The organism is Rhodococcus triatomae (assembly GCF_014217785.1).
Taxonomy (GTDB): Bacteria; Actinomycetota; Actinomycetes; order Mycobacteriales; family Mycobacteriaceae; genus Rhodococcus_F; species Rhodococcus_F triatomae.
In genome coordinates this window covers 773,631-793,754 of sequence record NZ_CP048814.1, presented here as the reverse complement: position 1 = coordinate 793,754, position 20,124 = coordinate 773,631, and the positions used below count along the sequence as shown (strand labels likewise).

21 protein-coding genes are annotated in these 20,124 nt (G+C 69.6%); 12 read left to right on the top strand and 9 right to left on the bottom strand.

Translation table 11 applies throughout. The features are described from left to right. Positions 1–9 precede the first annotated feature (9 nt). Positions 10–702 (bottom strand): TetR/AcrR family transcriptional regulator, encoded by a 693-nt coding sequence (locus G4H71_RS03695; RefSeq protein WP_083342759.1) that lies wholly within the window; start codon positions 700–702, stop codon positions 10–12. 97 nt (positions 703–799) lie between these two features. Further along, positions 800–1,975: a glycogen synthase gene (gene glgA, locus G4H71_RS03690; protein WP_072736747.1), complete on the bottom strand. Its 1,176-nt coding sequence runs from the start codon at positions 1,973–1,975 to the stop codon at positions 800–802. Between the two features lie 142 nt (positions 1,976–2,117). On the opposite strand from glgA, the gene glgC reads away from it, so the two are divergent. Continuing rightward, a complete protein-coding gene (glgC, locus tag G4H71_RS03685) occupies positions 2,118–3,332 on the top strand; it encodes a glucose-1-phosphate adenylyltransferase (RefSeq protein ID WP_072736748.1) in 1,215 nt (404 codons plus the stop codon). Positions 3,333–3,384: 52 nt separating this feature from the next. Here glgC and G4H71_RS03680 read toward each other — a convergent pair whose 3' ends face one another. Further along, positions 3,385–4,017, bottom strand: coding sequence for an O-methyltransferase (locus tag G4H71_RS03680; protein WP_072736749.1), 633 nt, complete (start codon positions 4,015–4,017; stop codon positions 3,385–3,387). Between the two features lie 280 nt (positions 4,018–4,297). Between G4H71_RS03680 and sigE the strand changes: the two genes are divergently transcribed. From sigE to tatB, 4 genes are all read left to right on the top strand, one after another. Next, entirely contained in the window at positions 4,298–4,924 is a 627-nt protein-coding gene (gene sigE, locus G4H71_RS03675) for an RNA polymerase sigma factor SigE (RefSeq protein ID WP_072736750.1), read from the top strand. A gap of 18 nt (positions 4,925–4,942) precedes the next feature. Then, on the top strand, positions 4,943–5,278 hold the full coding sequence (locus G4H71_RS03670) for an anti-sigma factor family protein (protein WP_072736751.1): 336 nt from the start codon (positions 4,943–4,945) through the stop codon (positions 5,276–5,278). A 150-nt stretch (positions 5,279–5,428) separates the two neighbouring features. Beyond that, positions 5,429–6,877, top strand: coding sequence for a S1C family serine protease (locus G4H71_RS03665; protein ID WP_083342832.1), 1,449 nt, complete (start codon positions 5,429–5,431; stop codon positions 6,875–6,877). Positions 6,878–6,957: 80 nt separating this feature from the next. Continuing rightward, the gene (gene tatB, locus G4H71_RS03660; protein ID WP_072736753.1) at positions 6,958–7,371 is read left to right on the top strand and encodes a Sec-independent protein translocase protein TatB; all 414 of its coding nucleotides are present in this window, start codon (positions 6,958–6,960) and stop codon (positions 7,369–7,371) included. Positions 7,372–7,404: 33 nt separating this feature from the next. On the opposite strand, the gene G4H71_RS03655 is transcribed toward tatB, so the two are convergent. From G4H71_RS03655 to G4H71_RS03635, 5 genes are all read right to left on the bottom strand, one after another. After that, positions 7,405–8,541 carry an Mrp/NBP35 family ATP-binding protein gene (locus tag G4H71_RS03655; RefSeq protein WP_072736754.1) on the bottom strand — a complete coding sequence of 379 codons (1,137 nt, stop codon included), beginning with the start codon at positions 8,539–8,541 and terminating at the stop codon, positions 7,405–7,407. 51 nt (positions 8,542–8,592) lie between these two features. Continuing rightward, entirely contained in the window at positions 8,593–9,465 is an 873-nt protein-coding gene (locus G4H71_RS03650; protein WP_072736755.1) for a lytic transglycosylase domain-containing protein, read from the bottom strand. Between the two features lie 201 nt (positions 9,466–9,666). Further along, complete coding sequence (locus G4H71_RS03645; protein ID WP_072736756.1) at positions 9,667–10,764, bottom strand: lytic transglycosylase domain-containing protein; 1,098 nt, start codon at positions 10,762–10,764, stop codon at positions 9,667–9,669. Positions 10,765–10,887: 123 nt separating this feature from the next. Next, positions 10,888–11,433 (bottom strand): DUF1003 domain-containing protein, encoded by a 546-nt coding sequence (locus G4H71_RS03640; RefSeq protein ID WP_072736757.1) that lies wholly within the window; start codon positions 11,431–11,433, stop codon positions 10,888–10,890. Then, the gene (locus G4H71_RS03635; protein WP_072736758.1) at positions 11,426–12,700 is read right to left on the bottom strand and encodes a magnesium transporter MgtE N-terminal domain-containing protein; all 1,275 of its coding nucleotides are present in this window, start codon (positions 12,698–12,700) and stop codon (positions 11,426–11,428) included. Before G4H71_RS03635 ends, G4H71_RS03640 begins: the two co-directional genes overlap by 8 nt. Positions 12,701–12,799: 99 nt before the next feature. On the opposite strand from G4H71_RS03635, the gene G4H71_RS03630 reads away from it, so the two are divergent. Together G4H71_RS03630 and G4H71_RS03625 are read left to right on the top strand one after the other, a co-directional pair. Then, a complete protein-coding gene (locus G4H71_RS03630) occupies positions 12,800–13,795 on the top strand; it encodes an HpcH/HpaI aldolase/citrate lyase family protein (protein WP_072736759.1) in 996 nt (331 codons plus the stop codon). Between the two features lie 94 nt (positions 13,796–13,889). After that, positions 13,890–14,378 (top strand): YflT domain-containing protein, encoded by a 489-nt coding sequence (locus G4H71_RS03625; RefSeq protein WP_072736760.1) that lies wholly within the window; start codon positions 13,890–13,892, stop codon positions 14,376–14,378. 32 nt (positions 14,379–14,410) lie between these two features. Here G4H71_RS03625 and G4H71_RS03620 read toward each other — a convergent pair whose 3' ends face one another. Beyond that, positions 14,411–15,949, bottom strand: a complete 1,539-nt coding sequence (locus G4H71_RS03620) for an MFS transporter (protein ID WP_083342831.1) — start codon at positions 15,947–15,949, stop codon at positions 14,411–14,413. Positions 15,950–16,080: 131 nt separating this feature from the next. On the opposite strand from G4H71_RS03620, the gene G4H71_RS03615 reads away from it, so the two are divergent. The 5 genes from G4H71_RS03615 to G4H71_RS22515 all read left to right on the top strand — a co-directional run bounded on the left by G4H71_RS03615 (position 16,081) and on the right by G4H71_RS22515 (position 19,750). Continuing rightward, positions 16,081–17,175 (top strand): winged helix DNA-binding domain-containing protein, encoded by a 1,095-nt coding sequence (locus G4H71_RS03615; RefSeq protein WP_072736957.1) that lies wholly within the window; start codon positions 16,081–16,083, stop codon positions 17,173–17,175. Between the two features lie 33 nt (positions 17,176–17,208). Further along, on the top strand, positions 17,209–17,796 hold the full coding sequence (locus G4H71_RS03610; protein ID WP_169847117.1) for a suppressor of fused domain protein: 588 nt from the start codon (positions 17,209–17,211) through the stop codon (positions 17,794–17,796). Between the two features lie 78 nt (positions 17,797–17,874). After that, positions 17,875–18,729 (top strand): PHP domain-containing protein, encoded by an 855-nt coding sequence (locus tag G4H71_RS03605; protein WP_072736762.1) that lies wholly within the window; start codon positions 17,875–17,877, stop codon positions 18,727–18,729. Beyond that, positions 18,678–19,337, top strand: a complete 660-nt coding sequence (locus tag G4H71_RS03600) for a MarC family protein (RefSeq protein WP_255314907.1) — start codon at positions 18,678–18,680, stop codon at positions 19,335–19,337. The genes G4H71_RS03605 and G4H71_RS03600 overlap by 52 nt, the downstream gene beginning before the upstream one ends. A 2-nt stretch (positions 19,338–19,339) precedes the next feature. Beyond that, on the top strand, positions 19,340–19,750 hold the full coding sequence (locus G4H71_RS22515) for a hypothetical protein (RefSeq protein WP_246442584.1): 411 nt from the start codon (positions 19,340–19,342) through the stop codon (positions 19,748–19,750). The last annotated feature ends 374 nt before the right edge of the window (positions 19,751–20,124 follow it).

Sequence of the window (20,124 nt, the reverse complement as noted above, 5' to 3'; positions counted from 1 at the left end):
GCCGAGTTACTACTCGGACGACTTCGCCACGCTCTGCAACACCGCGGTGAACTCCTCGTCGGGATCGGCCACCACGCCCACCGAGCGAGCCGCGCCGTCCAGGATGTACACCGTCAGGTCGGTGAGATCCGAGACGATACGGCTGCGCGGCCGCTCGGGGGCGTCCTGCCTGATCCAGGTCGACATGGTGGCCTCGACCATGGTGACCACGGCGTACGGGACGGGTTCGAACGCTTGGGGATCGACGTCGAGGGCGTCCGCGATCGACGCGAGGATGGCCTCGGACCTGCGCGCCATCCGTAGTTTCAGTTCACTCACCGCATCCAGCGACTCGTCGCCGTCGAAAGTCGGTCCGCCGCGGAGGAACTCGTCCCACCGAGGATGTTCGATCATCCAGTCCGCGAGTACCTGCACGGTGCGCGAGATGATGCTGCGGACGGATCCGGTGCTCAGGTCCAGCTTCGAGGTCAGCAAGGCGCCCAGCTCGTCGACGATGTGTGACCGCATGCGGCGCTCGAGCTCGTCCTTGCCGCCGAACTGCCGGTACAGGACGGACTTCGCCACCCCGGCTCGCTCGGCGACGGCGCGCACCGACAGTTCGGTTCCCGCGGGGCTCTCCTCGAGCAACTCGACGGCTGCCTGCACGATCGCGGTCCGTCGTTCGACGTTGTGTGTCGCCCATCGGGCCGCGTAACCGGTCACACTTCCCGACTTCCCGACGCACACGACATGGCGGCGAGTTTACCGGGCAGCAGTGTGGCGCCAGGCCGTCACAGCCCGACCGGCCGGGAACGAGCCCTCACGTGTAGCGGGCCAGCGCATCGGTGTATACGGACAACGTCTGGCGGGCGATCTGTGCCCACGAGAACTCCGCGACCGCGCGGATCCGCCCGGCCCGGCCCATCCCGTCGGCCGTCGCCGTATCGGCAGCCAGTTCGTTCACCGCGTCCGCCAGTGCGTGCTCGAAGGCCTCGGACCGATAGGAGTCGTAGTGCACCAGCCGGCCGGTGACGCCGTCGTCGACGACCTCGGGGATGCCGCCCACGTCGGAGGCCACGACCGCGGTCTCGCACGCCATGGCTTCGAGATTCACGATCCCCAACGGCTCGTACACCGACGGGCAGACGAAGATCGTCGCTGCCGAGAGAATTTCGCGGACCTGTTCGGCCGGAAGCATGTCCCGCACCCAGTGGACACCCGTGCGCTCCCGCGACAGCTCGGCGACGGCCCGTTCGGTCTCGGTGGCGATCTCCGGAGTGTCGGGGGCTCCGGCGCACAGCACCAGTTGGATCCCGGGATCGAAGCGGTGGGCGGCGGCGAGGAGATGCCCGACGCCCTTCTGGCGGGTGATCCTCCCGACGAACGCCACGATCGGCCGGTCCGGGTCGACGCCCAGCTCCCGGAGCACGGACCCGGCATCGTCCGCAGGTGGGCCCGGGTGCCACGTCGTGGTGTCTATTCCGTTGCGTACGACGTGCACCCGCGCCGGATCGACGCCGGGGTAGGCGTCCAGCACGTCCAGCCGCATTCCGGCACTGACCGCGATGACGGCGTCGGCGTGCTCGATCGCATTACGTTCGGACCAGGACGAGATGCGGTACCCGCCGCCCAGTTGTTCGGCTTTCCACGGCCGTCGGGGCTCGAGCGAGTGCGCCGTGAGGATGTGTGGCACGTCGTACAGCGCGGCCGAGAGATGGCCGGCGAGGCCGGTGTACCAGGTGTGCGAATGCACCACGTCGGCTGCCGAGGCCGCATCCGTCATGCGGAGCTCGGCGGACAGGGTGGACAAGGCCGGATTCGCTCCCGCGAGGGCGGGATCGGGCTGGTGCACGATCGCCCCGGGACGGGGTGCGCCCATGCAGTGCACGTCGACCTCGCACAGGCGGGTGAGCTGGGCGACGAGCTCGGTGACGTGTACGCCGGCACCGCCGTACACCTCGGGCGGGTACTCCCGGGTCATCATCGCCACGCGCACGCGCTCAACATAACCGCCACCACGGAACGGGGCCACCGATCGGGGGAGTTCGGGTCGTCGGTACAGACGGCGAGACTCGCCCGGTAGCGCCGATCGAGGGCTTCTGTGGCGGGGGTGCGGGCCGCCGGATAGGTTTACACGTGTGAGGAGCCAGCCCCATGTGCTTGGAATCGTGCTCGCCGGCGGCGAGGGCAAACGTCTGTATCCGCTGACGGCGGATCGGGCCAAGCCGGCAGTACCGTTCGGAGGGGCCTACCGACTGATCGACTTCGTCCTGAGCAACCTGGTCAACGCCGGCTATCTCCGGATCTGTGTACTCACCCAGTACAAGTCGCACTCGCTCGACCGGCACATCTCCCAGACGTGGCGTCTGTCCGGATTCGCGGGCGAGTACATCACGCCGGTCCCGGCGCAGCAGCGGCTCGGCCCGCGCTGGTACACCGGAAGCGCGGACGCGATCCTGCAGTCGCTCAACCTGGTCTACGACGAGGACCCCGAGTACATCGTCGTGTTCGGCGCCGATCACGTGTACCGGATGGACCCCGAGCAGATGGTGCAGAGCCACATCGAGTCCGGAGCGGGCGTCACCGTCGCCGGGATCCGGGTGCCGAGGAGCGAGGCGTTCGCGTTCGGTTGCATCGACAGTGACGAGTCCGGTCGCATCACCCAGTTCCTCGAGAAGCCGGCCCACCCTCCCGGCACCCCGGACGATCCCAACGCCACGTTCGCGTCCATGGGCAACTACGTGTTCACCACCAAGGTGCTCGTCGACGCCATCCGCGCCGACTCGGAGAACTCCGACTCCGACCACGACATGGGCGGCGACATCATCCCGATGCTCGTCGAGGCCGGTGACGCGCACGTCTACGACTTCAAGGACAACGTCGTCCCCGGCGCCACCGACCGCGACCGCGGCTACTGGCGGGACGTGGGAACGATCGACGCCTTCTACGACGCCCACATGGATCTGGTGTCGGTGCATCCGGTGTTCAACCTCTACAACCGCCGCTGGCCCATCCGTGGCGAGACCGAGAACCTGCCGCCCGCCAAGTTCGTCAAGGGTGGGCTGGCGCAGGAATCGGTGGTCGGTGCCGGCTCGATCCTCTCCGCCGCCACCGTGCGCAACTCGGTGCTCAGTTCGAACGTCATGGTCGAGGACGGGGCGACCGTCGAGGGCAGCGTCCTGATGCCCGGAGTGCGTATCGGCAAGGGCGCCGTCGTGCGACGGGCGATCCTCGACAAGAACGTGGTCGTCGGGGACGGCGAGATCATCGGAGTGGACGTCGAACGGGACCGCCAGCGGTTCGCCGTGAGCAACGGTGGCGTCGTCGCCATCGGGAAGGGCGTCTGGATCTGACCGACCCGGGACGCGCCTCAGCTGCCCCGACGGTCCGGAGTTCGGCAGCGCCTCAGAGTTTGGCAGCGCACAGCAAGCCCTCTCCGAGCGGGACGAAAACCCGGATCAGCTCGGTGTCGTCGGACAGCGCCTTGGCGGCCTCGCGTACGGCGAGGGACGCGGCGTCGCGCTGGCTGGTATCGGCGGCCAGGCCGCCGTTGAGGGCGTTGTGCAGGACGATGGTGCCGCCCGGCCGCAGCAGCCGGACCCCTTCGCGTACGTATTCGGGGTGATCCACCGGCGAGCTGTCGACGAAGACCAGGTCGTAGGACTCCTCGGCGAGCCGGGGGAGCACGTCCTGCGCCCAGCCGTTGATCAGCCGGGTGCGGGCGGGGGCGACCTCGGCGTGGCGGAACGACTGCTTCGCCGCCCGCTGGTGCTCGGGCTCGCTGTCGATGGTGGTGAGTACGCCGTCCTCACGCATGCCACGCAGGAGCCACAGGCTGCTGACCCCGGCGCCGGTACCGATCTCGACGACGGTTCGGGCGTCGGACATCCGGGCGAACATCGCGAGCAACGCGCCGACGGCGGGGGAGACGGGAGAGGCGCCCAGGTCGAGAGCTTTTTCGCGCGCGGCACCGATGGCCTCGTCCTCCCGGACGGCGCCCTCGGCGTGAGTGAGGATCCGCTCGGCGTTTGTGTGCACGATGACGAGGCTATCGTCGTGGGCCGTTCGCCGCTGACAGGCGCGGCCGGAATTCTCAGGTTGGGCTCAGGTAACTCATATCGGCACCACACCGCAGTGCGGGAGAGTGAACCCTGTCAGACGATCCCACGACCGCCCGGCGGCCACCCCGACGGACAGGCGAGGACGACGACTTCGACCTTCTCGGCGCACACGGGAACAAAAGCTCGGTCCCGGGAGTTGAGAACGAAGACGTCTTCCGGGCCACCGCGGTCCCGAGTAGGAGGATCCACTTATTTCGATGGTCGACGATACGCGCACACTCACGCCGGAGACGGGTGACGCCGATCCCGCAGGTCTGACCGGAACCGCCAGGTTCGATGCCACCGGGGACAAAGCGGTGATGCCGTCCTGGGAAGAGTTGGTGCGCGAACACGGTGACCGCGTCTACCGCCTGGCCTACCGGCTGTCCGGCGACGCGCAGGACGCCGAGGACCTCACCCAGGAGACGTTCATCCGGGTGTTCCGCTCGCTGTCCGACTACCAGCCGGGCACGTTCGAGGGCTGGTTGCACCGCATCACGACCAACCTGTTCCTGGACATGGTGCGTCGGCGCAACCGCATCCGGATGGAAGCACTGCCCGAGGACTACGACCGGGTGCCGTCCGACGGACCCAATCCGGAGGAGATCTACCACGATGCCCGGCTCGACGCCGATCTTCAGGCGGCGTTGGACTCGCTCGCTCCCGAATTCCGTGCCGCGGTCGTACTGTGTGACATCGAGGGCCTGTCCTACGAGGAGATCGGTGCCACACTGGGTGTGAAGCTCGGAACGGTGCGGAGCCGGATCCACCGGGGCCGACAGGCTCTGCGCGAGCAGCTGGCGGCACGAGGAAAGGTCGATTCCGATCAGGTCGGGATCGGATAGGTTCTGACAGGAGGACGTATGACGCAGGGGCACGCACCTCGCGAGTTCGGCTCCACGGAGCACCTGGCGAGCGAGGCGATAGCCGCTTACGTCGACGGCGAACTCCGGATGAGCGCCTATCTGCGCGCGGCCAGTCATCTCGCGGCCTGCCCGGAGTGCGCCGCGGAGGTGGACGCCCAGCAGCAGGCTCGCCGGGCACTGCGGTGCAGTGGCGAGATGTCGATGCCGTCCGCACTGCTCGGGCTCCTGTCCCAGATCCCGTCCTGCCAGGTCGACGAGTCCCCCGCCCGGAGCGCAGCCGTCACGCCGCTCGCGCCGGAGTCGCGGCGCTGGCCGCGGCTGCGACGCCGGTGAACACCGGACGAACGGCGGCGCCGCGGTATCGGTGATACTGGGCGCGTGAGCGACGGACATGAGGGGGACACACCAGACGTGACGGCCGAAACGAAGGGTGACGCCCCGTCCACATGGGCGGGCGGCGCCGACGACGCCGGAAAGACGGCGATCACGCGTCCCGAGGACGCGCCCAGGCTCGAGCCCCGCCCCGTGTACCGCCCGCCGGTGGACGACGCCGCGGCGCGCGTGTTCGGCAGGCCCGACGACGTCGCCGGATCGTTCGCGCCCGAGGCGGCCCGCCGCAGTACTCCCGAGGTGCGGACCGCCGCTCCCGACGCCGTGCTCGCCGAGGCGTACGGCAGACCGCCCGGAGCCGTCGACACCCTGCAGCGCGATCCCGATGCCTCCTCCGACGCGGAATCCGAGGAACCACAGGCACCCGCGGATCCGTGGCGCGACCCGGAAGCGGGAGTCGTGCTCGGCGCACCGGCCGCCACCGCCGCGATCCCGGAGCAGGCTCCGGCACCGCAGCTCTCCGCCCGCGAAGTCCTCTTCGGCGGCAAGGTCGCGCCGCGAGCCCTCGCCGTTCTCGGTGGCGTCGCCCTCCTCATCGGGGTCCTCGGGGGCCTGGTCGCCGCGGCGATCACCGCCGACCGTAGTTCCCTGACGAGCCAGCGGGTCACCCTCGCGCAGACCGGCGACGATCAGATGGGCTCGTCCAACGTCGCCCAGGTCGCCGACGCCGTGCTCCCGGCCGTGGTGTCCATCCAGGTGGCCTCGGGGGATCAGGGCAGTACCGGATCGGGCGTCGTCGTCGACGGGGACGGCTACATCGTCACCAACAACCACGTGATCTCGTCGGCGGCCACCGCTCCGGACGGCGCCACCATCTCGGTGATCTTCTCGGACGGCACCAAGACCCAGGCCGAGATCGTCGGCAGGGACACGAAGATGGACCTCGCAGTGCTCAAGGTGGCGGCCGACAATCTCACCGTCGCCGAGTTGGGCCGTTCGGGCGACGTGCGGGTGGGCGACGACGTGGTCGCCGTCGGCTCGCCGTTGGGGCTGAGCAAGACCGTCACGGCGGGCATCGTCAGTGCCCTCAATCGGCCGATGCGGCTGTCCGGCCAGGGCACCGACACCAACGCCGTGATCGACGCCGTGCAGACCGATGCGTCGATCAACCACGGCAACTCCGGAGGCGCGCTGGTCGACTCGGAGGGCCGGGTGATCGGTATCAACACGGCGATGCTCAGCGAGACCGGCGGGTCCGTGGGCCTGGGCTTCGCGATCCCGATCGACGACGTCGCGGCGATCAGCCAGGCACTCATCCGGGACGGGGTGATGCACCACCCGGACATCGGAGTCAATGCCCGCACCGTCGTCAACGACGCCACCAGTGGCGCCGAGGTGGCGAACGTCCGGGAGGGCAGCCCGGCCGCGAACGCGGGGATCGTCGAACGGGACGTGATCGTGCGCGTGGGCGACCGGCAGGTCACCAGCGCCGACGAGCTGGCCGTCGCGATCAACCTCCAGCAGATCGGTGAGCCGACCACGGTGCAGCTGGTGCGCGAGGGACGCAACGTCGAGGTTCAGGTCACCCCGGTCTCGGACTGAGCATGCACGTTCCTGCGAGCAGGCTGTGAAACGGTCGTTCCGCCTGGGCACGCACGGCGTCGGCACAGTAGTCTGACCGAGTGTTCGGCAACGTCGGTTGGGGCGAGTTCATGGTGCTCCTCATCGCAGCTCTGGTCATTCTGGGACCGGAGCGGCTTCCTGGGGCCATCAGTTGGGTGTCGAAGTCGCTGCGTCAGGTGCGTGATTACGCCACCGGCGCGACGCAGCAGCTCAAGGACGAACTGGGTCCCGAGTTCGACGATCTGCGCAAGCCCCTGTCCGAGCTCAATCAGCTCCGGGGGATGAGTCCACGGGCCGCGATCACCAAGCATCTGCTCGACGGTGACGATTCGATCTTCACGGGCAACTTCGACAAGACCGCGCCGTCGAACGGCGCGGCGTCCCAGGACACCAACGGCACCCCGCCCGCGTCCGCGGCGCCGGACGTGCCCGCGGCGAACGCCCGGCCGCCGATCGATCCCGACGCCACCTGAGCCGCACTCGCCCGAGTACGGCTCGGGCGCCCGCTACAGGTGCCGGGTGGTGTCGATACCGAGGGACATTCCGGCCAGGCCGCGCTTGCGCACCGCGAGCTTCTCGGCCACTTCGCGTAGGGCGACGGCGGCCGGGGACTCGGGCTGACCGAGCACGATCGGGAGTCCGGAGTCGCCTCCCTCTCGCACCGCCTGCTCGAGGGGGATCTGACCGAGGAGCGGAACCTGGGCACCGACGGCGCGGGTGAGCCGCTCCGCGACGGCCTGCCCGCCACCGGAACCGAACACGTCCATCCGGCTGCCGTCCGGCATCTCCATCCAGGACATGTTCTCGACCACGCCGACGATCCGCTGACGCGTCTGCAGTGCGATGGCTCCCGCGCGCTCGGCCACCTCGGCCGCCGCCTGCTGGGGCGTGGTGACGACGAGGATCTCCGCGTTGGGGATCAACTGGGCCACCGAGATGGCCACGTCGCCGGTGCCGGGCGGCAGATCGAGCAGCAGGACGTCGAGATCGCCCCAGAAGACGTCGGCGAGGAACTGCTGCAACGCGCGGTGCAGCATCGGTCCGCGCCAGACGACCGGGGTGTTTCCCTGGGTGAACTGTGCGATCGAGATCATCTTCACGTCGTGGGCGATCGGCGGCATGATCATTCGCTCGACCTGTGTCGGCTTGGCATCGGTGCCGAGCATCCGCGGCACCGAGTGGCCGTAGATGTCGGCGTCGAGGACACCGACGGACAACCCGCGGGCCGCGAGGGCCGCGGCGAGATTCACCGTCACGGACGACTTGCCGACCCCGCCCTTGCCGGAGGCGACGGCGTAGACGCGCGTGAGCGAACCGGGCTGGGCGAACGGGATGACGGGCTCGGCGGAGTCGCCGCGGAGCGAGCGACGCAGTTCGGTGCGCTGCTCGTCGTTCATGACATCCAGTTCGACGCGGATGGCGCCGACACCCGAGACGTCCGCGACGGCCTTGGTGACCCGCTCGGTGATCTCGGTGCGCATCGGGCATCCGGCAGTCGTGAGGTAGATGCCGATGTCGACGCTGCCGTCGTCGGAGATGTCGACGTTCCGCACCATCCCGAGATCGGTGATGGGTTTCCGGATCTCCGGGTCCTCCACGCGTGCCAGGGCGCCGCGGACATCGGACTCGCTCAGTACTGCCATGACACCATCGTAGGGACGCGCGCGCAGGGCCGGTGACTCCGGGGGAGCCGCTCAGTGAATCCGGGGGAGTTCGGCGGAGGTCGGGACGATGCCGGTGGAATAGCCGGTGGACCAGGCGAGGACGTTCGCGACGTATGCCGCCGAGTTGTTGTAGCGGTGGACGGCCTTCGCGACGTGGATCGGATCGTGCATGTTCAGCCCGCCGTCGCAGAGGTACTTGCCGGTGGTCAGCGCCGAGTCGTACACGTTCTGGGGGTCGGCCACACCGTCACCGTTGCCGTCACCGGCGTAACGATTCCAGGTCTCCGGGAGGAACTGGGTGGGCCCCACCGCGCGATCGAACACCGGATCGCCGTCCAGGGCGCCGCCGTCGGTGTCGCGGATGGTGGCGTTGCCCGCGAGGCTGCCGTCGAGCCGGGGCCCGAGGACGGGCTCGAGCATCGTGCCCCGCTCGTCGACCTTGCCGTCGTAGGCGTGGGTGGATTCGACCCGGCCCACTCCCGCGATGAGCGTCCAGTACATGTTGCAGCCGGGCTGTTCCACCCGAAGGATCCGCTCGGCGTTCTGGTACGCGTCGACGAGGACGCCGGGGATGCCGAGTGCCCCCTCGGCGATGCTGGCGGGCAGCGGCGGCGTCGGCTGCACGGGCGTCGGCTCCGGCGTCGGCTCGGGCATCGCCTGCGCGGCGGCGTCGATGTTCGCGGTCACGTCCGCGGCGGCCAGTGCGGCGGCGGGACGGATGGCGCCGGGGCCGGCGGCCTCGGGTGCCGCGGCGGCATCTGGTTCGGCCTGGAAGAACGGGAGGTCGGTGTCGGCCCCGGCATTGCTCGCGGCGGTGACCAGCCCGGCGGGCACCAGGCCCGCCAGTGCGATCACCGAATTGCGGCGCAGACGTGATTCCGATTTCTTACTGTGCCGACCCACTCGAATCCTCCTGCGGCCCCACTGGCGGGACGAGTTGCGGCCTCGACACCGGGGCAGGCGAACTCGAGTTGCGGAGTTCGGATGCGGTTCCGAGGCGCTTTCGTGACATTGCCTCGGTGACGCTACATGATTCGAGATGGTTCCGTTACATATCCGTGACCTGTTTGGTCGGGAAAGTCCTGTTTTCGTGACTTCTCGGAATCAGCCCTCGGGTGGTGCCGGGGCGGGCTGCGGCGGTGCCGACGCGCGCTCCGTCGGCGGGCAGAACAGGCACGACAGATCCGGCAGCGGTGGTAACCCGGGGAATGCCGGCGCGGGTTCCGTCAGTGTGGGGTCGATCACATCCGGGACGGGCGTGGCGTCCGGGAGCACCTCGTCGGGATCGGGTGGCGCGGCCGGGGCCGCGGGTGTGGCGGCGAGATCCGCCGCGGGGCTGGGAGTGGGGCTCGGCGCCGTGCCCCCAGGGGTGTCGCTCCCGTTCGGCGTGGTGCCGCGCGCGTAGGCCTCGGACCAGGTGAGGACATTGGCCGCGTACACCGACGAGTTGTTGTAGCGGAGCACCGCGCGTTGCAGCTGGCTCGCGTCCCGCAGGTCGAGATCGCCCGAGCAGAGGTACCGGCCCGCCGCCAGCGCGGCATCGAACACATTGTGCGGGTCGGCGACGCCGTCCGCGTTGCCGTCCGACGCGTACCGCGCCCACGTGGACGGGATGAACTGCATCGGTCCGACGGCTCGGTCGTGGAGCGGATCGCCGTCGACGAGACCGCCGTCGGTGTCGCGGATGATCTCGTTGCCGGCGAGATGGCCGTCGAGCGTCGGACCCAGGATCGGAGTGAGCGTGGTGCCGACGGCGTCGGTGCGACCGCCGCCCGCGTGGCCGGACTCGATGCGGCCGATCCCGGCGAGCAGGTGCCACGGTAGGCCGCATCCCGGCTTCTCGATCATCATCTCGAGCTCGGCCGCCCGGTAGGCGTTGAGGATGATCTCCGGGATGCCCAGTGCGCTGAGGACGATGGGAGCCGCGATCAACCCGGACATCGCCGGAACCTCCGGGCTCTGCATGGCGGGTGCAGGCGGCGGGGGCACGGTGCGCTGGGACCGGGGGACGCGCGGCGTCGGAGGGACGAATCCGGCCGGTGGCTGTGCTCCCAGCTCCGTGTCCGGGCCCGACAGAGGTGGCTCGGCGACGACAGCGAGCGGCTCGGCGCCCGTCGTCGCGACGACGCCCGTCGACGACACTGCTGTCGCGGAGGCGCCGGCGATCAGCACCGCGGCGGTCAGCAACCCTCGAATCCGCACTCGTTCACCCCCAGCGGCGCTGTTCGTCGTACACACCGCGTACATCCACTCGGTCGTGACACACGTTACATATGTGTGACGAACGGGGATGCGTATTCGCTCAGACGACGGCGGAACCGTCGTTCACTTCGGCCGTGATCCGGTATCGGTGGGACCGGAGTCCTCCTCGCGGGGATCGGCGGCCTGCATCTCGGCGAGCATCGTCTTGATCTCGTCGAGTTCGCGTCGCACGTAGTCGCGGGTGGCGACCTCGCCGACCGCGATACGCAGCGCGGCGAGCTCCCGGGCCAGGAACTCGGTATCGGCCTTCGTCTGCTCGGCGCGCGAGCGGTCCTCCTCGAGCGAGACCCGGTCGCGGTTCTCCTGCCGATTCTGGGCGAGCAGGATCAGCGGCGCCGCGTACGCCGCCTGGGTCGAGAACGCGAGGTTGAGCAGGATGAACGGGTAGGGGTCCCACTGGAGCCTGATCGCGAACAGGTTGAGCGCTATCCAGACGATCACGATTCCCGTCTGGATGGCCAGATATCGTCCGGTGCCGAGGAAGCGGGCGATGCTCTCGCTGACCCGCCCGACCGCCTCGACGTCGTAGTTGAACCGGAACCCGCGTGATCCCCGGGGTGTCTCGAGGCGCTGCCGGTCGGACAGGTTGCGGGTGCTCTTGTCACTCATCGGCAGGGTCCTCCTCGCGCCAGTCCTCGGGCAGCAGGTGGTCGAGGACGTCGTCGACGGTCACCGCTCCGAGAAGATGGTTCTCGTCGTCCACCACCGGGCCACACACCAGGTTGTAGGTGGCGAAGTAGCGGGTGACCGCGGTCAGGGAATCGTCCGGCGCCAGGGTGGGCAGGTCTGTGTCGAGGATGCCACCGACGAGGCTCGCGGGCGGCTCCCGCAGCAACTTCTGTAGGTGGACACAGCCGAGATACCGTCCGGTCGGAGTGGCGGTCGGTGGCCGGACGACACACACGATGCTCGCCAGGGCCGGCGTGAGATCGGGATTGCGCACGCGGGCGAGCGCCTCGGCGACGGTGGCACCGGCGGTGAGCACGACCGGCTCGGGGGTCATCAGGCCACCGGCGGTGTCCGGGAGATGTTCGAGCAGCCTGCGCACGGGTTCGGAGTCCTCGGGATCCATCAGCCGGAGCAGGGACTCCGCCTCGGTCTCGGGGAGCACGCCGAGAACGTCGGCGGCGTCGTCCGGGTCCATCGCTTCGAGGACGTCGGCCGCGCGCTCCACCTCGAGGTGCATGAGGAGATCGGTCTGGTCGTCTGCGGGGAGTTCCTGGACGACGTCCGCGAGCCGTTCGTCGTCGAGGGCGAGGGCCAGCTCGTGCCGCCGTTTCTCGGGCAGATCCCGCATCGCGTTCGCCACGTCCGCGGGCCGCATCCCCTCGTACTGACTCAGGAGGGCGGACACGCCCTGCCCGGGCAGCGACAGATCGGTGTGGGTGAGCCCCTGTACGTGCTGCCAGTCGACCACACGGATCGCGGCGCGGCGTCCGAGTCGTCCCCGCGCGGCGCGCACCGCGACCTTGGACACCACCCAGTCCCGCGTACGGGTCTGCTCGATACCGAGATCCACGACCACGACGTCGATGCCGTGCAACTCCTCGTGTTCGGGGTCGTCCACGCGCACACGGGAGTCCAACACCTGCCCGAGCGCGAGCACCTCGGCGGGGCGCTGATGGAAACGACGCAGACTGACGTTGCCGGTGGTGAGCGTGACCGAACCCGGTTCGATCGTGGTCACCCGCAGGATCGGGACGAAGATCCGCTTCCGCGTGAACATCTCGACGACGAGCCCCAGCACGCGCGGCTGTTGCCTCCCCACTCTGGCGGTGATGACCATGTCCCGGACCCGGCCGATCGATTCGCCGTCCGGGCCGAGTACCACCAGGCCCGCCAGCCTGGCGGCGAAGACCTTGCTCGCTGCTGCCATGATGAGAAGGCTAGAGCCTCGGCGCGGCCGGAACCGCACCGAACCCGACGGTGTCCGGGTCGTCCACGGCCCGCCGGCGTGCCGGGCAGGACGAGAGGGATGAGGTCGGTCGTGCAGAATGCTCCAGCCGGACGGCAGTTCCGTCCCCGTCGTTCGGTACTCGCCGTTCCTGGCAGCAGCCGCAAGATGATCGACAAGGCGAAGGGGCTCCCCGCCGACGAGATCTTCCTCGACCTCGAGGATGCGGTCGCGCCGATCGCCAAGCAGCAGGCCCGGATCGAGGTGGCCGAGGCGCTGGCGGAGGACGGGTGGTCCGGACAGATCCGGGTGGTGCGCGTCAACGACTGGACCACGGAGTGGACGTGGTCCGACGTGGTGGAGGTGGTCGGCCGGGCCGGGGCGCATCTCGACGCCGTCCTGCTGCCCAAGGTGCCCGACGCCTCGCACGTCCAGGCACTCGATCTCCTACTCACCCAGGTCGAGAAGGCTCACGGTCTGGAGGTCGGGCGCATCGGCATCGAACCGCAGATCGAGAATGCCGTGGGCCTGACCAACATCGATGCCATCGCGAGTGCGAGCCCCCGGGTGCAGACCCTGGTGTTCGGCCCGGCGGACTTCATGGCGAGTATCGCGATGCGGACTCTCGTGGTCGGCGAGCAGCCCGACGGATACGACCGGGGCGATGCCTATCACCACATTCTCATGACGATCCTGATCGCCGCCCGCACGCACGGTGTGCAGGCGATCGACGGCCCGTACCTGCAGATCCGCGACCTCGATGCGTTCCGTCGTTCCGCGGAACGCACCGCGGCGCTGGGCTTCGACGGCAAATGGGTGTTGCATCCGACGCAGATCGAGATCGCGAACGAGGTCTTCAGCCCCCGCCAGGAGGACTTCGACCGGGCCGAGCTGATCCTGGACGCCTACGATTTCCACACCTCGGCCGCAGGTGGCGCACGCGGTGCGGTCATGCTCGGCGACGAGATGATCGACGAGGCCAGCCGCAAGATGGCCCTGGTCGTCTCGGCGAAAGGCCGGGCCGCAGGGATGGCGCGGACGTCGAGTGTCACGCCACCGGAGGATGCCGGGTCGTGATGCCGGTCGGACGAACCGGGCACAATGGAGCCGGCAGGACAGGGAAGCCGGAACGGGCGCCGGCGACGGCGGAGTACGAGGAGAACAGTTGACCATGGCGAATCCACTCGGACAGGCGAATGCGCGTCGTGGCGCATTGCCGGAGCCGCCCACCGGGTGGCCCATCGGGTCGTACCCCACCTACGCCGAGGCGCAGCGCGCCGTCGACCATCTCTCCGATCAGCAGTTCCCGGTCGAGGACGTCACCATCGTCGGCGTCAACCTGATGCAGGTCGAGCGGGTGCTCGGTCGACTGACCTGGCCCAAAGTCATTGGTGGAGGTATCGTTTCGGGAGCCTGGCTGGGCGTGTTCTTCGGTCTGCTGCTCGGGATCGTGACGGGGCAGGTGTTCGGCGCGCTGGCTCTCGGCATCATCGGTGGCGTGGTGTTCGGTCTGATCTCCACGTCCATCCCGTACGCGGCCACGCGGGGCACCCGGGACTTCGCGTCCACCTCGCAGTTGGTCGCCGGTCGCTACGACGTGTTGTGCGCGCCGAAGACCGCGGAGCAGGCTCGCGACATGCTGGCCCGGCTCGCCATCTGAGGCCGTCCCCGTTCGTCCCGGCGGGGTACGCCCTAGTTCTCGGCGGAGCGCCCGCAGGTCAGTGCCGGCGAACTCGCGCGGGATTCGGCGGTGGCGCCGCGAGGCGGCCGAGCGTGCGCGTGGTCGTCCACGGGATCGGCCGACCGTCCGGGTGCCTCGGAAGGCCCCTTCGAGGGCGCTGAGGCCCCGGTGCTCGACGACCACACCGGGATCACTCCCTGGCGGCCTCGCGCCGGCCGGTTGCCGAGTGCGACGAGGAGCCCGGCCAGTGCCGTCGTGACGGCTCCGAAGGCGAAGGCCACGACGAACGCGGTCTCGGACGGCACATCGGTGCCGGTCACCGTGATTGCGGCGAGGAGGGTGGCGAGCAGTGCGCTCGATATCGAACTGCCGACCGATCGACCGATCGAGTTGATGCTGTTCGCGACGCCGGTGTCCTGCGGCGGAACTTCCGCGACGATGAGGGAGGGCAGGCACGCGAAGGCGAGGCTGACGAACGTGTTGACGAGGACGATCGCGAGGATCACCTGCCAGGTGTGGTCGTGGGCGAGTGCGAAGAGAACGAATCCGGCCACCCCGACGGCGCTCGCCGCGGTCAGTACCCGGCGCGCGGTGAACCGCCCGACCAGCCGTCCGCTGACCGCGGAGGCCAGCACCCCGAACACGGCACCGGGCAGCAGGTAGACGAGAGCCGCCTCGAGGACGGTGGCGCCGAATCCGTAGCCGGCCGCCGCGCGCGGAGCCTGCACGAAGAAGGAGGCGCCGAGGAACATGGCGAACATCGCCATGCCGATGAGTACGGCTGCCAGGTGGGTGGGCAACACCGCCCGCGCAGCCACCAGGCGGGGTGCGACGACGGGATGCTCGGCCCGGCGTTCCCACAGGTACCACCCGATCAGCACGAGGATGCCGCCGGCCGCGCACCCGATCGTCGCGGGCGACCCCCAGCCCCAGCGAACACCTTCGGCGAGTGCGAGCAGGACCAGCACCAGCCCGGTGGACAGGCCCACGACGCCGATCCAGTCGATGGTTCCGGAACCGGTGGGTGGACGGGACGGGATGACCAGAGCCGCACCGGCGAGTGCGCACAGTGTGACAGCGGCGGAGAGCCAGAACACCCGGTGGAAGTCCGACCCGTCGGAGACCAGCACCCCGGCGAGCACGATGCCGAAGCAGCCACCGAATCCCATCGTGCCGGACAGCAGGCCCATCGCGCCGGTCAGCTTTCCCGGCGCGAGCTCGTCCCGGAGCACCGCGATGCCGATGGGGAACAACCCGTACGAGAAGCCTTGGAGCACACGGGCGGCCACGAGCAGCGGCAACGAACTGGCCAGCGCTGCGAGCAGCGATCCCACCAGCACCACGAGGAGGATGCCCAACAGCACCCGCCGCTTGCCGTACAGGTCCGCGACCCGCGCGAGCACCGGGGTGGACGTCGCCGCGGCGAGAAGGTTCGCGGTGATCAGCCAGGACACGGCCGTCGTGCCGACCCCGAGTTGGTCACCGATCGTTCCTATGATGGGCACGACGAGGGTCTGCAGGACGGCGACGAGCATCACCACCAGGCACATCACCGGCAGGAGCAGTCGGGAGAAGCGTTCTCGTTCCACGGCGGCCCCCTTTCGGCGAATGATCCCGGGTACGTGATCCAGAACGCTACCCAAGCTAAGTAACTGCAGGGAAGGCGGTATCCGTGCGACCGATCTCGCAGCGCGCGCTCGGCCGGGCGACGCTGGCGCGACAGCATCTGCTCGCCCGCAGCACCGACGGCGTGCTCGACGTGGTCGAGCATCTGTGCGGACTGCAGGCGCAGGCCCCGGATCCGCCCTACTACGCGCTCTGGGCGCGGGTACGTGGCTTCCGGCCGGAACGACTGGCCGATCTGATCGAGCACCGCGAGGTCGTCCGCATCGTCTCGATGCGGGGGACCGTGCATGCGATGTCCGCGCGGGACGCGCTCGCCTTCCGGCCATTGGTCCAGCCGCTGCTCGATCTCGACGTGCGTACCAATCCGCAGTATCGGGACCATCTGGCAGAGGTGGATCTCGCCGCACTCGCCGCGGCAGGGCGGGAGCTGCTGGCGGAACGGCCACGGACCGCGGCGCAGTTGCGTCCGCTCCTCACGGAACGATTTCCCGGCGTGGACGCGCGGTCCCTCACCCACGGGGTGCGGGGCCTGCTCGCACTCGTGCAGGTGCCCCCGCGCGGGATCTGGGGGCGGTCCGGAGCGCCGGCGTGGGCGCCCCTCGACCAATGGGTCGGGCAGGCTCCCGCAGCAGCCCCCGTCGAGGAGCTGGTGCGGCGCTATCTCGCCGCGTACGGCCCGGCCGGCCCGAAGGACGCCCAGGCCTGGTCCGGCCTCGGCCGGCTGACCGAGGTGTTCGATCGCCTGCGGCCCGAACTCGAGGTGTTCACGACGGAATCCGGCACCGAGGTGTTCGATCTTCCCGGCGCGCCGCGGCCGGACCAGGACACTCCCGCCCCGGTACGCATCCTGGCCCCGTTCGACAGCGCGATCCTCGCGCACGCGGACCGCACCAGGATCCTGGACGACGACGTGCGGCGGCAGTTGTTCACCGTCAACGGCATCGTCGAATCCGCGGTTCTGGTCGACGGGCGGGGCGTGGGTTTCGTGCGGATCGAGACCGATCGTGCGGGCGCACGGCTCGACGTCCGTCTCCTGCGCCCGGTGACCGCGCGCAGAAGGACGTCGATCGAGGCGGAGGGGCGTCGGTTGCTGCGCTTCGCCCGGCCCGATGTCACGGATGCGCAGGTGCGCTTCGTCGAGCCCACCTGACTCCACCGGGCACTCGATGGTTGGATGTACCCCGTGTCCGAGAGTGTCGTGTCCGCCGTCCGCCACCACCTGCAGAAACGGATCGGTGGAGGTGAGCCCAGCGCCGCCTCCGTGACGTTGCTCGGTGTCGAACCGGTGGACGTGCTGCGGTTCGGCCCGGACGAGTCCGGGATCGTCCGCTACGCCACCCTGGGGTGCTCGCGGCACCCGATGGGAGACCCCGGTGAGCTGGTGGCGGATCCGCTGCGCGGACCCCGCGCGGAGCTCGTCCTCGAGATCGACGGCGGGCTGGGGCCGGGGGCTGGGGTGCAGACGACACTCGCGATTCTGGCGGCCACCCCCGCGGTCGAGGGCCTCGTGCTCGTTCCCGACGCCCTGATCGACCTCGGGCAACCGCTGTGGGCGGGGGCACCTTTCACCGCGGTGCTCCTCGGCTCCAGCGGGATCGAGGACCTGCCGCTCGACGAGCCGAGGGACCCGGTCCGATTCCTCTCGGTGACGCCGTTGACCGGAACGGAGGCCGCGTGGATCCGGTTGCGCGGCGCGGAAGCCCTCCGCGACGCCTGGGGAGAGGCCGGCATCGACGTCCGGGACCCGAGCCGGGGCGCCGCGAGTCTGTAGCGGTGTCGCTCGGATCGCACCGGTGTGAGATTGTCCCGGGCGGCGGGGGAGCGGGCGGGTAACTGACAGACTGTTCGCATGCGCATCGACCTGCACACCCACTCGACGGCGTCGGACGGCACGGACTCGCCGGCCGAGCTGGTGCGTGCCGCCGCGTCGGCAGGCCTGGACGTCGTGGCACTGACCGATCACGACACGACGTCCGGGTGGGCGGAAGCGGTCGACGCCCTACCGGCCGGATTGCGTCTGGTGCGCGGCATGGAGATGTCGTGCCAGGGCGATGGTGAGGACGGCTATCCCGTCCCGGTGCACCTGCTGGCGTACCTGTTCGACCCGGCGCACGAGGCGTTCGCGGCCGAACGGGAGCGATTGCGGGACGAACGAATCGCGCGGCTCCGGGCGATGGCGTGGAAGATGGCCGACGCCGGCCTGGGCGTCGATCCCGAGCAGATCCTCGCCGACGCCGGCCCCTCGGTGGGACGGCCGCACCTGGCCCGCGCTCTGATCGCCGCCGGAGTGGTCGATTCGGTCGATGCCGCGTTCGCGGGTCCGCTGTCGGCGCGCAGCGAGTTCTACGTCGACAAGGTCGACACCCCACTCGACGATGCGGTGGGACTGGTGGCCGCGGCGGGCGGCGTCGCCGTGATCGCGCACCCGCGTGCTCGCTCGCGGGGGCGGCTGCTCTCCCTCGATCACGTTCGCGCACTGGCCGGTCGGGGCCTGTCCGGCCTCGAGGTGTATCACCGGGACCACTCGCCGGCAGACGTCGAAGTGCTCGAGGACCTCGCTCGTGAACTGGATCTGCCGGTCACCGGGTCGTCCGACTACCACGGCACGAACAAGAGCGTGCGGCTCGGCGACTTCACCACTGCGCCCGATCAATTCGAGATCCTCGAGTCGAAGGCCTCCGGCGTTCGAGTGGTGTCGGGGTAGCCGTGGACGTCACCCTGTACCTCACGGTCCTGGTCACGCTCTTCGTCATCATGGATCCGCCGGGCGCGATCCCGGTGTTCCTCAGCCTCGTCGGCCGCAAGAGCAAGGAGGCCCGCAACCGGGCCGCCTGGCAGGCGCCGGCGGTGTCCCTCGCGGTCATCACCGTGTTCGCCGTGGGTGGCCAGGCCATCCTGTCCTACCTGCACATCGGGATTCCCGCCTTGCAGGGCGCCGGCGGCTTACTGTTGTTGCTCATCGCCCTCGAATTGCTCACCGGGCGCAGCGCGAACCAGCCGCAGGGAGCCGAGGACGTCAACGTGGCGCTCGTTCCCCTGGGAACGCCGCTGATGGCGGGGCCCGGCGCCATCGCGGCGGTGATCGTCTTCGTGGCCCAGTCGGACGGCGTCGGCGATCACGTGGCGATCGCCCTGGCGATCCTCAGCATGCACCTGATCCTGTTCCTGGTGCTGCGATTCTCGACGCTGCTCATCCGGATACTCGGCGAGAGCGGGATCACCCTGCTCGCCCGCATCGCGGGCCTGCTGCTCGCCGCGATCGCCGTCCAACTCGTCGCGGACTCGGTCCGTGGATTCATCGCAGGAGGCTGATCGTGACCTATTCGGATTCCTACCCGGATTCGTACCCCGGTTCGTACTCGGCGCCCGGTCCCGGCGCCGGGCACTACCCGTACTCGTCCGGTCCGGGTGCCCACGCCCCGGCGCCGGAACGTCGCCCGCGCAGGGACTCCGTCGTCGTACGTGCCGCTCGAGCGCTCGGCGGGTCGCTGGCAGCGGGCGTGCTCGTGCTCACCGCGGTGGTGGTGGGTTCGGCGATCCTCGGCCGGGACCGTGGGTTTCCGGGGCCGGGCACCGAGTCGGTGGTGGCACACGTGCTCGCCTCGATCGTCGTTCTCGGTGCCGCCCTGTTCGCGGACCGCAGGACGGGTGGGCGGGCGTTCCTGGCGAGCCTGCTGGTCCCGGTCGTCGTCGGAATTCTGTTCTGGACGCAGTGGTGGGGCTGACCGACGCCGGACCCCGGTCGTCGTCGCCGTTGCCGTGAACGGCACGTAACGCGGTTCGCACAGGTCGGAGTAGGTGGCGGAGAGACTCCTGACGCGACGACCAACTTGATTGTGCAGCCGCGACGGTGGCAGACTTGACGTACTCCAGCGGCGGTGCCACAGCCCTTCGGTGGAGGGTTGAACGGCAGTAGCCAGGGCACACCAGTCCGAGCCGTATTGCTTCGACGTGTTGCGCAGCCAGTGCCATCGAGCTTCACCCAGCTCGGTGATCGCGCGCACCGGAAGCCCTTCCCCTGAAGTATCCAGTGCGGAGAGAGCCGTGCCGATCGACGCTGATCGGCGGGGCTACTCCCGAGTAACCGAGCCCCGGTTCA

Excerpts from the sequence above, each read along its gene's own strand:
- sigE (WP_072736750.1), top strand. The coding sequence starts at position 4,298 with ATGGTCGACGATACGCGCACACTCACGCCGGAGACGGGTGACGCCGAT.
- G4H71_RS03670 (WP_072736751.1), top strand. The coding sequence starts at position 4,943 with ATGACGCAGGGGCACGCACCTCGCGAGTTCGGCTCCACGGAGCACCTG.
- G4H71_RS03655 (WP_072736754.1), bottom strand. The coding sequence starts at position 8,541 with ATGGCAGTACTGAGCGAGTCCGATGTCCGCGGCGCCCTGGCACGCGTG.
- G4H71_RS03640 (WP_072736757.1), bottom strand. The coding sequence starts at position 11,433 with ATGAGTGACAAGAGCACCCGCAACCTGTCCGACCGGCAGCGCCTCGAG.
- G4H71_RS03635 (WP_072736758.1), bottom strand. The coding sequence starts at position 12,700 with ATGGCAGCAGCGAGCAAGGTCTTCGCCGCCAGGCTGGCGGGCCTGGTG.
- G4H71_RS03630 (WP_072736759.1), top strand. The coding sequence starts at position 12,800 with ATGAGGTCGGTCGTGCAGAATGCTCCAGCCGGACGGCAGTTCCGTCCC.
- G4H71_RS03625 (WP_072736760.1), top strand. The coding sequence starts at position 13,890 with ATGGCGAATCCACTCGGACAGGCGAATGCGCGTCGTGGCGCATTGCCG.
- G4H71_RS03620 (WP_083342831.1), bottom strand. The coding sequence starts at position 15,949 with ATGTGCCTGGTGGTGATGCTCGTCGCCGTCCTGCAGACCCTCGTCGTG.
- G4H71_RS03605 (WP_072736762.1), top strand. The coding sequence starts at position 17,875 with ATGCGCATCGACCTGCACACCCACTCGACGGCGTCGGACGGCACGGAC.